Genomic DNA, 13596 nt, shown 5'->3' with positions numbered 1-13596 from the left:
TTTTATAATTTTTTTCAGAAGATTGAGTTAGAGCCAATAAAATTAACAGACTATTTTCTACAAAAAGTGCTAAATACCAAGGGTTTCTTGCCCAGTAAGGGTTACAAAGCGCGAAAAACTTTGTATAAAAGACTTGTATACGTTTTCTTGACGAGGCAAACTGATGGGAGTACAATTAATTTGTCGGATTTTTTTCACAGAAACTTTACGTAAGTTTCACAAATTTCGTTTAATTTCCATATCACGTTGTTTTCACAGTGGGGAGGTACACGTTATACGGAAAAAGAGAGAATGTAGACAGAATTTTTGTATGGGTAGTCAAAAAACAATTGTGGGGGGACAAAGGTATGGCCGGTAATCGAGAGTTTTTTAATCGTAAGTTGCATTCTTTACTAGGCGTAATTCCAGTTGGATTATTCTTAGTACAACACTTGGTAGTCAATCATTTTGCTACAAGAGGAGCTAGTTCATTTAACCAAGCATCACATTTCATGGAAAGCTTACCTTTCCGTTATGCGCTTGAGATCTTCATTATTTTTATTCCACTATTATACCACGCTATCTATGGTATCTATATTGCATTCCAAGCTAGAAATAACACGGCACGTTACGGTTTCTTCCGTAACTGGATGTTCCGTTTACAACGTACGTCAGGTATTTTCTTATTAATTTTCATTGCATGGCATGTTTGGGAAACTCGTATCGCAGCTGCATTTGGTGCAGAAGTTAACTACAATATGATGGCTGATATTTTAAGCAGTCCATTTATGCTTGCGTTTTATATTTTAGGTGTCGTTGCTGCTACGTTCCACTTTGCTAATGGTTTATGGTCATTTGCAGTATCTTGGGGACTTACAGTTACACCACGTTCACAGCAAATTGCAACATATGTAACGATCGGTATTTTCGTCGCATTAACGTTTGTTGGGATTCGCGCAATCCTCGCATTCATTAATCCAGACTTAGCAAACATTTAAGGAGTGGATCAGGATGAGTAAAGGCAGAGTTATTGTTGTCGGAGGCGGACTAGCTGGTCTGATGGCAGCAATTAAAGTAGCAGAAAAAGGGGTGCCTGTTGATTTATTTTCATTGGTACCGGTAAAACGTTCTCACTCTGTGTGTGCACAGGGCGGAATTAATGGTGCGGTAAATACAAAGGGTGAAGGGGATTCTCCTTGGGAGCACTTTGATGATACGGTATACGGGGGAGACTTCTTAGCAAACCAGCCTCCTGTAAAAGCAATGACAGAAGCAGCACCAGGAATTATTCACTTGATGGACCGTATGGGAGTTATGTTTAACCGTACTCCAGAAGGTCTTCTTGACTTCCGTCGCTTTGGTGGAACTCAGCATCACCGTACAGCATTTGCAGGTGCTACAACAGGACAGCAATTACTGTATGCACTAGATGAGCAGGTTCGCCGTCATGAGACAAGCGGTCTTGTTACAAAGTATGAAGGATGGGAGTTCTTATCAGCTATCGTTGATGATGAAGGTACCTGTCGTGGAATTACAGCACAAGATCTGAAGTCTTCTGAAATTAAGAGCTTCCCAGCTGATGCTGTAATCATGGCAACAGGCGGCCCTGGAATTATCTTTGGTAAGTCAACAAACTCAGTAATCAACACTGGTTTTGCTGCTGCGAAACTTTATCAACAAGGTGTTCATTATGCAAACGGTGAATTCATTCAAATCCACCCTACAGCAATCCCAGGTGATGATAAGCTTCGCCTAATGAGTGAGTCAGCACGTGGTGAAGGTGGACGAGTATGGACGTATAAAGATGGTAAGCCGTGGTACTTCCTAGAAGAAAAATACCCTGCATACGGAAACCTTGTACCGCGTGATATCGCAACGCGTGAAATCTTTGACGTTTGTGTTGAGCAAAAGCTTGGTATTAACGGAGAAAACATGGTATACCTTGACTTATCTCATAAAGATCCTAAAGAGCTTGATATTAAGCTTGGCGGTATCATCGAGATTTATGAGAAGTTCATGGGGGATGACCCACGTAAAGTACCAATGAAGATCTTCCCTGCTGTTCACTATTCAATGGGTGGAATGTGGATTGATTACGATCAAATGACAAACATCCCTGGTCTATTTGCTGCAGGTGAGTGTGATTACTCTCAGCATGGTGGAAACCGCTTAGGAGCAAACTCACTGCTTTCTGCGATCTACGGTGGAATGGTTGCTGGTCCTAAAGCTATTGAATACATGAACGGACTAGAGAAGTCTGCAGAAGCTATGTCTTCATCATTATTTGATAATGAAGTGAAGAAAGAGCAAGAAACATTTGATAACATCATGAAAATGGATGGTAAAGAGAATGCTTACATCCTTCACAAAGAGCTTGGCGAGTGGATGACAGATAACGTAACAGTAGTACGTTACAACGAAAAGCTTCTTAAAACAGATGAAAAGATTCAAGAGTTGATGGAACGTTACAAAAACATCAACATTAATGATACGGCTAAATGGAGTAACCAAGGTGCATCCTTCACACGCCAGCTTGATGGTATGTTAAGCCTTGCACGTGTAATTACTCTTGGTGCTTACAATCGTAACGAGAGTCGCGGAGCACACTATAAGCCTGAATTCCCTGAGCGTAATGATGAAGACTTCTTAAAAACAACAAAGGCTACGTTCAACCCAGCGAAGAACGCACCAGACTTTACGTATGAAGAAGTTGATACATCACTCATCAAACCTCGTAAACGTGACTACTCACAAAAGAAGCAAGGAGCTGTTAAATCATGAGTGAAAAAACAATCAAATTCCAAGTGACTCGTCAAGATGACCCAAACAGCAGTTCTTATGTGGAAGAGTTTGAGGTACCATATCGTCCAAATATGAACGTTATCTCAGCGTTAATGGAGTTCCGTCGTAACCCAGTTACTACAAAAGGGGAAACAACAACTCCAATCGCATGGGATATGAACTGTCTAGAAGAGGTATGCGGAGCGTGTTCAATGGTGATTAACGGGAAGCCCCGTCAATCATGTACGGCACTAGTGGATCAGCTTGAGCAGCCAATTCGCCTTGAGCCAATGAAAACATTCCCTGTTGTACGTGACTTAATGGTTGACCGCAGCAGAATGTTTGATTCATTGAAGAAAGTAAAAGCATGGATTCCAATTGACGGAACATACGATTTAGGACCAGGGCCACGTATGGCAGAAACAAAGCGTCAATGGGCTTATGAACTTTCTAAATGTATGACTTGTGGGGTTTGCTTAGAAGCATGTCCGAATGTAAACAGCAAATCTGAATTTATCGGACCTGCGCCGTTATCTCAAGTTCGTTTATTCAATGCTCACCCAACTGGTGAAATGAATAAAGCAGAACGTTTAGAGACTATTATGGGTGATGGCGGACTTGCTAATTGCGGTAACTCACAAAACTGTGTACAAGCTTGTCCAAAAGGGATTCCTCTTACGACATCCATTGCGGACCTAAACCGTCAAACAACATTACAATCATTTAAGAACTTCTTTGGTGGACAATAAGAATTATTCTTAATCGGTTAATGATTGAAATTTAACACTCACCCTTTTATTGAACTATTACCCGTAAGTAGGTACATAGATCAATAGAGGGTGAGTTTTTTTAATAGACTATTTGAAGTGAGGGACTAACATGAGACTGCCAGCGTATATTACTGATTTTGATAAATGGAAAAAAGGGTTCACTTTCTCAAGCGAGGTTCGTGTGAGATTTTCAGAAACAGATGCTTTCGGGCATGTGAACAACAAAAATGCCCTTGTTTATTTTGAAGATGCAAGGCTTGAATATTTCAGCTCGTTAGGGTTAATGCAAAAATGGGCCAATGCCGATTTTGAGACGATGATCGTAGCAGCTGACCTACAATGCGACTATGTAAGACAAATTAAATTCAACGAGCAGCTAAGAGTATATGTAAAAGTAGAAAAATTAGGAAGTTCATCAATGGATCTTCACTATCTTGTTCTTAATCAAGATCAAGAGGTGTGCTTAACAGGAAGAGGAGCCATTGTCCAGATAGGTAAGGAAAGCGGCAAAGCAGTACCTTGGAATGAAGAAATGCGTCAAGCCCTCAAAGGAGAAATGGTTTGTTTATAAGCAATGGTAAAAGTGTGGTTACAGAGGCTTTATAATTAGTAAAAGTCAGCTTACTTCCAAATTAGGAGGTAAGCTGACCGAGAAGGCTGTCATATGATGTTTGTGCACCTGCTGCGTTTAATGCTGTTTAGATTTCGATTTCACCTAATCTGATCAGTTCAATAACAGCTTGAGAGCGCCCCTTAACCCCCAACTTTTGCATTGTATTAGAAATGTGATTTCGTACTGTTTTCTCACTTATGAAAAGTTCTTGTGCAATTTCTCTCGTTGTTTTATCTTGTACAAGTAGTTCGAACACTTCTCGTTCCCTTTTCGTAAGTAATGGTTTAGGTCCGAATTCTGCTCCTTTCAATGAGTTCACTCCTTCTTGCTCGGGCTAAGAGCGAATTTGGGTAACTCAATCCCACTGTTGAAGGGCTTTAGTCTTGATAGTATATGTAAAGAACTTCTAACATGTGAGCATAATCTCTAAATAAATAAAGCATTATACGAATGACTATATTTATTGACGGTGATTTACTCCTTAGATAAGATGGTATATAGAATGTATGCAAAAGAGGGCAGTTCATGAATGGAACTTATCGAATCGAGAAAGTAGTTAATAATAATGTGGTAATCGCACAAAGTCCTGAGCTTAATGAAGTGATTCTTATTGGCAAAGGGATTGGCTTTGGCCGAAAAAAAGGACAGCACATACAAGCCGATGCAATTGATAAATTATTTGTGTTAAAAGACAAAGAAGAACAAAAGCAATACAGGGAGCTCCTAAGTGATCTAGATGAAGCATTAATCATTCATATCAATGAGATTATCCGCATGATTCAAAGAGAGCTGCCTAAGCCTCTTTATGAACGGATTCATCTTGCTTTAACGGATCATATTCATTTTGCAATAAGAAGGCTGGAGCAGGGGATCGAAATTTCTAATCCATTTTTAACTGAAACAGAAATGATGTTTCCAAACGAGTTTCACCTTGCTAGAAAAGCGGTAGATTACTTAAACGCTCACTTGACTGTCGAACTGCCAGAAGCTGAAATTGGATTTGTCGCGTTGCATATTTATAGTGCCTCATCTAATCAGCCGTTATCTGAGATGAATGAACATCCTCAGCTCGTTTCAGAGCTTGTAGAAATTATTATGGAAAAAGGCAATGTCAGTTTGAATAGGCGCTCAGTTGAGTATATGCGTTTAGTTAGTTTTTTGTGCGAACTGATTGATCGTTTTCAATCAACTGACATAGTCAACTATTCTCCCAAGCTATCAGATGTGTTGAAAGAAGAATTTGAGTTGTGCTATACTGTCTCTAGTGAGTTAATTAACGTTTTAAATCAACGTTTTAACACACATTACAAGGCAGAACAGCTGCCGGAAGTTGTGTTTTACTTACAACGATTTATTAAATAAATAATAAGTTGTCTTATTAAATAAATTATATGTTGCACTTAGTTACGTGTTACTGACAAGATCAGGCATGAGTATGGAAGTGTATATGAGGTTTAAATGGGGTACGATACAAGTGTAGTCCATGTTATCATCATGTGCGTTTCTTTACTGATGCCTGTTTTTTGTAGGATTCCCTTTAAAACGTTTTCATGCAGATGTAAATTGCATAGTTAACGTTAGGAGGATGCAAAGAGCAGCAACAAAATTATGAAACAGAATGGGTGCATCAAACCAACCCCATTCTAAAATAAATGAAAGAGGTTGATGAACAATGGCAGAAAAAACATTTAAAATTACAGCAGAAACAGGAATTCACGCTCGTCCTGCAACACAATTAGTAAACAAAGCAGGACAATTCTCATCAGATGTAACTCTTGAGTACAAAGGTAAGTCTGTTAACTTAAAATCAATCATGGGTGTTATGTCACTAGGGGTAGGTCAAGGGGCTGAAGTAACAATTAAGGCAGAAGGTTCTGATGCAGATGAAGCATTACAAGCAATTGAGGATGTTATTAAAGAAGGGTTAGGCGAATAATGTCATTAAAATTAACTGGGATTGCTGCTTCTAGCGGAGTAGCAATCGCCAAAGCTTTTGTCCACGTTGAACCTGACCTGAATATTGAATTAAAAAAAGTGACTGATCGTGATGCTGAGATTGAGCGTTTTGATGCAGCCCTTAAAACAGCTAAAGATGAGCTGACTGTCATTAAAGACAAGACTGAAGCTGAAATGGGTGCTGATAAAGCCGAGATCTTCGCGGCTCACTTGCTTGTTTTAAGTGATCCTGAGCTTGTTGATGCAGTAAAAGGGAAAATTAACGATGAAAGTCAAAATGCCGAATACGCATTAAATGAAATCGCTAATATGTTCATCGATATGTTTGAGAACATGGATAATGAATATATGAAAGAACGTGCGTCTGATATTCGTGATGTATCAAAGCGTGTGCTTGGACATCTTCTAGGAGTTGAAGCTCAATCATTAGCAACGATTGCTGAGGAAACGATCGTTATTGCAGAAGATTTAACGCCATCAGATACAGCACAGTTAAACCCTGTATTCATTAAAGGATTTGCTACAGATATCGGCGGAAGAACATCTCATTCGGCTATTATGTCTCGTTCACTTGAAATCCCTGCGGTCGTAGGGGCTAAAGAAGTAACGGCAAAAATTGAGAATGGAATGACAATTATTGTAGATGGTATCGATGGTGATGTCATTATTAACCCATCTTCTGATGAATTAGCTACATACGAAAAGAAAAAAGCTGATTACCAAAAGCAGAAGGAAGAATGGGCTAAGCTTGTAAATGAAGCATCTGTTACAAAGGATGGTCAGCATGTAGAGCTTGCTGCAAATATTGGTACACCAAAAGATCTTGAAGGTGTAATTAATAATGGTGCAGAGGGTATTGGCTTATACCGTACCGAATTTCTTTATATGGGACGTGACGCACTTCCGACTGAGGATGAGCAGTTCGAAGCTTATAAAGAAGTAGTTGAGCGCATGGACGGAAAACCAGTCGTTATTCGTACTCTTGATATCGGTGGAGATAAAGAACTTCCTTATTTAGATCTTCCTAAAGAGCTGAATCCTTTCTTAGGATACCGTGCCGTTCGACTTTGTCTAGAAAAAGTCGATATGTTCCGTACTCAGCTGCGTGCTCTCTTGCGTGCAAGCTCGTATGGTCAATTGAAAATTATGTTCCCAATGATTGCTACTCTTGAAGAACTTCGCGAAGCAAAAGCTTTACTTGCTGAAGAAAAGGACAAGCTTACTGCTGAAGGTGTAGAAGTATCAGATGAGATCGAAGTTGGAATCATGGTTGAAATTCCTTCGACAGCAGTAGCTGCAGATCGTTTTGCCAAAGAGGTTGATTTCTTCAGTATTGGTACAAATGATCTGATTCAATATACAATGGCAGCAGATCGTATGAATGAGCGAGTTTCCTACTTGTACCAGCCGTATCACCCTTCCATTTTACGATTAGTAGATATGGTCATTAAAGCAGCTCATAAAGAAGGAAAATGGGCTGGAATGTGCGGTGAAATGGCAGGAGACGAGATTGCTATTCCATTATTATTAGGTCTTGGTCTTGATGAGTTCAGCATGAGTGCAACATCTATCTTACCTGCTAGAAGTCAATTACTTGACCTGTCAAAAGAAGAATTAGCAACGTTTGCGCAAGAAATGCTTAACTTAGATACAGCAGATGAAGTAGAAGCTCGTGTCCGTGAAGCATTTGTGAAAGCATAATTTACTTAGAGTAACCGTCTTGGCGGTTGCTCTTTTTTTTATGAGGTAAATCATTTGACATTTCTCGTAACAGTTAGATCAAAGCTTGCAATTCATGCTGAAAACAGAGACAATGAGGGAATAAGGTACATATTTTAAGGGACAAATTAAGTGTTTTTAGAATGATATGAGCTTGTGAACTAAATCTTAGAGCCTACCGGCTGCAGGTTTCAGAAAACGTATAGTATATAAAATAAATTAGGACGATTTTCGTCTAGACGTTATAGACGAAATCACGTTTAATAGACGGAGGTACATTAGATGGACCAGCAACAAATTGAACAAATTGAACGATCTTTAAGAAGAGTTTCGGAAATGGTTAAGCAAAAAGGAAGAGAAATTTTAACGCAGTTTCCTATTACCCCTCCTCAGTTTGTCGCATTACAATGGTTGAACGAATATGGTGATATGACAATAGGAGAGCTATCGAACAAGATGTATTTAGCGTGCAGTACTACGACTGATCTCGTTGACCGGATGGAGAAAAACGAGCTGGTAGAACGTGTGAAAGATAAAAATGATCGTCGTGTGGTAAGGATTCACTTGTTAGATAAAGGAACGACAATTATTAATGAAGTGATCAATAAAAGACAAGAGTATTTAGAAAATATTTTGCAGAATTTTTCTCAAGAAGAAGTAAACTTTCTCGAGAAGAGCTTGCATGTACTACATGAAGAAATGAAGGCTAAAGTGTAGAACGTCAAGGTTGCATAGAAATTGAGGGAAACATAGTGGATAGACCGATAGGAGTGATTGATTCGGGCCTAGGGGGATTAACAGTAGCTAAAGAGCTGATGAGGCAGCTTCCTAAAGAGGAGATTGTTTATCTGGGCGATTCAGCTAGATGTCCGTATGGTCCGAGAACGAGCGAAGAAGTTCGCACGTACACTTGGGAGATGATTAACCGGCTGCTTGAAGAAAACATGAAAATGTTAGTCATCGCATGCAACACAGCGACAGCGGTCGTTTTAGAAGAAGTGAAAAAGGAACTTTCCATTCCTGTAGTTGGGGTTGTACATCCTGGTGCAACAAGTGCACTCAAAGTGACAAAAAAGGATCATGTGGCTGTGATTGGGACGGTTGGGACGATTGAGAGCGGTGCGTATGAAAAAGCCTTAAAGTCAATTAATCATGAAGTGAAAGTGGAAAGTCTAGCTTGTCCTCCATTTGTTCCGTTAGTAGAACGTGGAGTATTTGAGGGAGCAGAAGCTGATCTGATTGTAAAAGAAGTATTAGAGCCATTACAAAATAGAGGTTTTGATACGATGATTTTAGGCTGTACTCATTACCCGCTGTTAAAAGACACTATTCAAAAGCAGATGGGGCCGGATGTGCAATTGATCTCATCTGGTGATGAAACCGCCAGAGAAGTGAGCGGGCTCCTCTATCATAATAATTTACTGTTTACAGACCAACGAAAACCAACCCACCGCTTCTTTACTACAGGAGATAAAGACCAATTTAAAACACTTGCTGATAAATGGCTTGAAATCGATATTGAAGTCGAGTCGATTCATCTAGGCAGACAAGAAACCGTCTAACATTACGTTAGGTGGTTTTTTTGTGCTTGTTATTTTTTGTAGACAAGTGGTCTAAAGTTCAAAAGTGCTCGTATACATGTAGTACAAACCATCTTTTTTTAGGAGGGGAAACAATGCGTAAGTTCTTTCGTAAAGGTGTTCCAGTATTAGTCATTTCAACCCTTGTAGCTACAGGGTGTTCGTTTGGAGCAAATGAAGCAGCAAATGAAATGGATGCGCCGCCAGTTAGTTATATTGATGAAGGAGATTCGCTTGAATTAGAAGAGAGTGAAGAAGGGGTAGACGGGGAAGGGGATGCCGAAGCTCCTAGTAAAGGTGAAGAAGGCGAAGATGGTGATGAGGGTGAAGCTGAGGCAGATGCAGTTGTAGAAGATGTGCAGCGAGAATTATATCTAATCGATGAAAATGGCTTAGTCGTCCCTCAAACGTTAACATTGCCTAAAACGGAAAGTGTCCTGCGTCAATCTCTTCAATATTTAGTTGACGGTGGACCTGTGACTGAGTTATTGCCAAATGGATTTAAAGCGGTTATACCTGCTGGGACAGAAGTCGATGTACATTTAGATGATGATGGAGTCGCTATTGCTGATTTCTCGAATGAATTTAAAGAGTATGATCCTGAACAAGAACAGCAGATTCTACAAGCAATCACGTGGACATTAACGCAGTTTGATACAGTTGAAAAAGTGAAAATTAGAATTAATGGCTATGATCAAGAGATGATGCCGCAAAATGGCACTCCGATTGGTGAGGGGGTAAGCCGAGCCAATGGGATTAATATTGAATCAAATGGTGTAGCAGATATGGTCAACAGTAAAAGCGTTACGCTCTATTTTCTAGATCAAAAAGGTGAAAACACGTATTATGTTCCTGTCACAAGAAGGGTAGGACTTGGTGAAGACTCATTGAAAGCAGCAGTCAATGAACTCTTGCAGGGGCCTTCTTATAAGTCTAATCTATTAACGGATTTTAGGAACGGCGTTGAGCTGTTATCCGACCCTTTATATGAAAATGGGGTCGTGACATTAAACTTTAATGAATCATTGTTAAGCCAGCTGGATGCCAAAGCAGTATCTGATGCAGCTTTGAATATGCTCGCGCTTACCCTGACAGAGCAAGAAGGAGTCGAGCAGGTCGCAGTACAAGTAAATGGGGAAACGAATATATTACATGAATCCGGTCAGATGACGCAGCCTGTATCTAGACCGGAAAAAGTGAATACAGGGAGTTTCTAATTGAGTGAGACAGCAAAATGCTGTCTCTTTTTTAAGTATGGTTTTAGATAATCATCTGATTTCGTTGATTTCCATGGATAGGAGATAGGATATTGTGTGATTCTACAAAGGGATAGATGTTATGATATGGTAGAGGAGGAATGCAATATGAGATCAGATGGAAGACAAGTAAATGAACTTAGAGCAGTCCAGTTGGATACGGACTATTTAAAACATCCAGAGGGATCAGTACTTATCTCGATGGGTGATACAAAAGTGATTTGTACGGCAAGTATAGAAGAGAGAGTCCCCCCTTTTATGAGAGGACAGGGCAAAGGTTGGATTACAGCAGAATATTCTATGCTTCCGCGCGCGACAGAACAACGTACAATACGAGAATCATCAAAAGGGAAAGTGACGGGAAGAACGATGGAAATCCAGCGTTTAATTGGTCGTTCGCTAAGAACCATTTTAGACTTAGACCAGCTCGGTGAGAGAACGATTTGGATTGACTGTGACGTTATTCAAGCAGATGGTGGAACGAGAACCGCTTCAATTACAGGAGCTTTTGTCGCATTATCAATTGCTGTTAACAAAGCAGTCGAGCGAGGTCTGATCAAAAGCTGGCCAATTAAAGACTATTTAGCAGCTGTTTCAGTCGGAGTGGAGCCGACTCATGGAGAGGTGCTTGATCTATGCTATGTAGAAGATGCTGCTGCAGAAGTAGATATGAACGTCATCATGACTGGCGCTCATCAATTTGTTGAGCTTCAAGGTACGGGTGAGGAAGCTACGTTCTCAAGGGAGCAGCTGAATCAACTGCTTGACTTAGCTGAACATGGAATTGACGAGTTAATCTCCCATCAAAAAGCTGCATTAGGTGAGATTTCAGAGAAGATTGATACATATAAAAAGGATGAATAATTAATGAAAAATCAAATCATAATTGCGACTAAAAACAAAGGAAAAGTAAGAGAGTTTGAGCAAATGTTTGCCCATGATGGCTATCAGGTTACATCTCTCCTTGAGTATGATGAAATACCTGACATTGAAGAAACAGGGAAAACGTTTGCAGAGAATGCGGCTATAAAGGCAGAGACACTTGCAAAAGCTTTGAACCAAAAAGTAATTGCAGATGATTCTGGCTTAGTGATTGACGCCTTAGATGGACGTCCGGGTGTTTATTCTGCGAGATATGCCGGTGAGGAAAAGAGTGATAAGGCAAACAACGAAAAAGTGTTGAATGAAATGAAGGACATCCCAAGCGAAGATCGAACGGCACGATTTGTTTGTACGATAGCCGTAGCCTCTCCAGGAGAGCCGACTTATGTTGTAGAGGGAACTTGTGAAGGAATCATTGCACTAGAACCAGCAGGAGCAAACGGATTTGGCTATGACCCTATTATGTTCTTGCCTGGATTTGATAAAACGATGGCTCAACTTTCAGCGCAGGAAAAAAATCAGATCAGCCATCGAGCCAAAGCACTTGAGAAGCTTATGGAGCAATGGAAATAAAGAAAAAATGGCAATCAAGGGAGGAGATCGTTTGAAGCTGTTAATTATGAGTGATAGCCACGGGTGGGCAGATGAGGTTGTTCAAGTGGTCGACCGCCATAAGCATGAAGTTGATGAGCTCATTCATTGCGGGGATTCTGAATTACAGGTTGATTCCAAAGAGCTTAGTGGAGTGAAGACAGTGAAAGGAAACTGTGATTTTGGAGCAGATTTTCCTGAAGAAATAAAAGAAACTTATGGTTCGCTAACGCTGTATGTTACTCATGGTCACCATTATAACGTGAAGATGACGTATGTTCCTCTGAGTTATCGTGCAGAAGAAGTAGGAGCAAACTTGGTTTGTTTTGGTCATTCCCATGTAGCAGATTGTTTTATGGAGCAAGGAGTGCTATTCATTAATCCAGGCAGCATGCGTCTGCCACGAAAGCCTAAAGAGCAAACATATGTTATCTGTCATATAACGGATACTGAGGTAGAGGTTAGCTTTTATGAAAGAGTAAGCGGTGAGAAGTTAACAGATCTATCCCGCACTTACTCGAGATGAAGAAGCAGTGGGAAGACGGTCTATTTTGACCGTCTTCTTAATAAGTGAAATTTCATCCAAAAAAAGTATAGGATTTTTGTTGACACTTACTGTTTTATAAGGTATATTTATAAGCGTCGTCAGTAACTGATCTGACCGACTTAAATGAGTAACATGCGGGTGTAGTTTAGTGGTAAAACCTCAGCCTTCCAAGCTGATGATGTGAGTTCGATTCTCATCACCCGCTTTGTCCCAGTAGCTCAGCAGGATAGAGCAACGGCCTTCTAAGCCGTCGGTCGGGAGTTCGAATCTCTCCTGGGACGCCATTTCTGTAATACATAATAATAAATATGATAAAACGTCTCCGTATTTATACGGAGACGTTTTTTGTTGGTCTTGCTTGCTGTCTAATTTCTCTCAAGTAATTGTGTGTGTCAGAAAGCATTGTGTCTTCCTCGTAAAACAATACACTCCAGCCTTTTTTCTTGAACGACCTTACAAGCTTCTTTTCATCTACTCCTGATGTACGTTCTATCAAAGCAAGCCTGAATGGAACAAGAGCCATGTTTACCGTCCTGCCAAACATCTTATAGTGCGGGGTCGGATAATATCCAGATTCTCTTAATTTTTCATAGAGGATTCGTTCCCCTTTTGTCCGGCAGCTATTCTCGTTTTCTTGAACTAAAATTAAAGAGGCTTTCCTTTTTTGTCTCAATCGAATATAAGGAAAGCGTTTAGATAAGTAAACCAAGCGGAACAGTTGCTTACATTTCATCTTCATCACCCAACTATATCTTTTCCGCTTTCGACAGATTCTATGAATAAAAATAAAAAGAATTTTAAAGAGCTGTAACGCAAGCAGGATATAAGTGTAAGCGTATACAATAGTTCGGACAAATCTAAATTGTCAAATTATTTTACCAAAAGTGGTTGACCCTTTCCCAAAATGAGCGTATTATAAACC

15 protein-coding genes and 2 tRNA genes are annotated in these 13596 nt (G+C 40.0%); 15 read left to right on the top strand and 2 right to left on the bottom strand.

Annotation, left to right across the window (positions count from 1 at the left end):
* Window positions 1–347 precede the first annotated feature (347 nt).
* From PQ478_RS16850 to PQ478_RS16835, 4 genes are all read left to right on the top strand, one after another.
* Window positions 348–977 carry a succinate dehydrogenase cytochrome b558 subunit gene (locus PQ478_RS16850; protein WP_012959967.1) on the top strand — a complete coding sequence of 210 codons (630 nt, stop codon included), beginning with the start codon at window positions 348–350 and terminating at the stop codon, window positions 975–977.
* A gap of 13 nt (window positions 978–990) precedes the next feature.
* Window positions 991–2760 carry a succinate dehydrogenase flavoprotein subunit gene (gene sdhA, locus PQ478_RS16845; RefSeq protein ID WP_012959966.1) on the top strand — a complete coding sequence of 590 codons (1770 nt, stop codon included), beginning with the start codon at window positions 991–993 and terminating at the stop codon, window positions 2758–2760.
* Window positions 2757–3509: a succinate dehydrogenase iron-sulfur subunit gene (gene sdhB, locus PQ478_RS16840; protein WP_012959965.1), complete on the top strand. Its 753-nt coding sequence runs from the start codon at window positions 2757–2759 to the stop codon at window positions 3507–3509. The genes sdhA and sdhB overlap by 4 nt, the downstream gene beginning before the upstream one ends.
* Before the next feature lie 130 nt (window positions 3510–3639).
* Entirely contained in the window at window positions 3640–4101 is a 462-nt protein-coding gene (locus PQ478_RS16835) for an acyl-CoA thioesterase (RefSeq protein ID WP_289234930.1), read from the top strand.
* A 127-nt stretch (window positions 4102–4228) separates the two neighbouring features.
* Here PQ478_RS16835 and PQ478_RS16830 read toward each other — a convergent pair whose 3' ends face one another.
* Complete coding sequence (locus tag PQ478_RS16830) at window positions 4229–4453, bottom strand: helix-turn-helix domain-containing protein (RefSeq protein WP_012959963.1); 225 nt, start codon at window positions 4451–4453, stop codon at window positions 4229–4231.
* Between the two features lie 215 nt (window positions 4454–4668).
* Here PQ478_RS16830 and PQ478_RS16825 point away from each other — a divergent pair, with 215 nt between their 5' ends.
* The 11 genes from PQ478_RS16825 (at window position 4669) to PQ478_RS16775 (ending at window position 12958) form a co-directional block, all read left to right on the top strand.
* Window positions 4669–5505, top strand: coding sequence for a PRD domain-containing protein (locus PQ478_RS16825; RefSeq protein ID WP_289234929.1), 837 nt, complete (start codon window positions 4669–4671; stop codon window positions 5503–5505).
* A gap of 310 nt (window positions 5506–5815) precedes the next feature.
* Window positions 5816–6079, top strand: coding sequence for a phosphocarrier protein HPr (locus PQ478_RS16820; RefSeq protein WP_012959961.1), 264 nt, complete (start codon window positions 5816–5818; stop codon window positions 6077–6079).
* Window positions 6079–7800 carry a phosphoenolpyruvate--protein phosphotransferase gene (ptsP, locus tag PQ478_RS16815; RefSeq protein WP_289234928.1) on the top strand — a complete coding sequence of 574 codons (1722 nt, stop codon included), beginning with the start codon at window positions 6079–6081 and terminating at the stop codon, window positions 7798–7800. The genes PQ478_RS16820 and ptsP overlap by 1 nt, the downstream gene beginning before the upstream one ends.
* 300 nt (window positions 7801–8100) lie before the next feature.
* The gene (locus PQ478_RS16810; protein WP_289234927.1) at window positions 8101–8535 is read left to right on the top strand and encodes a MarR family winged helix-turn-helix transcriptional regulator; all 435 of its coding nucleotides are present in this window, start codon (window positions 8101–8103) and stop codon (window positions 8533–8535) included.
* Window positions 8536–8570: 35 nt separating this feature from the next.
* Window positions 8571–9380 (top strand): glutamate racemase, encoded by an 810-nt coding sequence (gene racE, locus PQ478_RS16805; protein WP_012959958.1) that lies wholly within the window; start codon window positions 8571–8573, stop codon window positions 9378–9380.
* A gap of 113 nt (window positions 9381–9493) precedes the next feature.
* A complete protein-coding gene (locus PQ478_RS16800) occupies window positions 9494–10615 on the top strand; it encodes a GerMN domain-containing protein (protein WP_012959957.1) in 1122 nt (373 codons plus the stop codon).
* 147 nt (window positions 10616–10762) lie between these two features.
* Window positions 10763–11518 (top strand): ribonuclease PH, encoded by a 756-nt coding sequence (gene rph, locus PQ478_RS16795; RefSeq protein ID WP_012959956.1) that lies wholly within the window; start codon window positions 10763–10765, stop codon window positions 11516–11518.
* Between the two features lie 3 nt (window positions 11519–11521).
* The gene (locus PQ478_RS16790) at window positions 11522–12109 is read left to right on the top strand and encodes an XTP/dITP diphosphatase (RefSeq protein WP_289234926.1); all 588 of its coding nucleotides are present in this window, start codon (window positions 11522–11524) and stop codon (window positions 12107–12109) included.
* 31 nt (window positions 12110–12140) lie between these two features.
* Window positions 12141–12653, top strand: a complete 513-nt coding sequence (locus PQ478_RS16785; RefSeq protein WP_289234925.1) for a metallophosphoesterase family protein — start codon at window positions 12141–12143, stop codon at window positions 12651–12653.
* Between the two features lie 155 nt (window positions 12654–12808).
* Window positions 12809–12879: transfer RNA gene (locus tag PQ478_RS16780), tRNA-Gly, on the top strand.
* Window positions 12880–12881: 2 nt separating this feature from the next.
* Window positions 12882–12958 (top strand) — tRNA-Arg (locus PQ478_RS16775).
* A 44-nt stretch (window positions 12959–13002) separates the two neighbouring features.
* On the opposite strand, the gene PQ478_RS16770 is transcribed toward PQ478_RS16775, so the two are convergent.
* Window positions 13003–13407: a hypothetical protein gene (locus tag PQ478_RS16770; RefSeq protein ID WP_289234924.1), complete on the bottom strand. Its 405-nt coding sequence runs from the start codon at window positions 13405–13407 to the stop codon at window positions 13003–13005.
* Window positions 13408–13596: the final 189 nt, after the last annotated feature.

The sequence above is a fragment of the Alkalihalophilus pseudofirmus genome (genome assembly GCF_029094545.1).
GTDB classification, from domain to species: domain Bacteria; phylum Bacillota; class Bacilli; order Bacillales; family Bacillaceae_D; genus Alkalihalophilus; species Alkalihalophilus pseudofirmus.
Note: the sequence above shows the minus strand (reverse complement) of the source record. Positions and strands in the feature narration are given on the sequence as shown.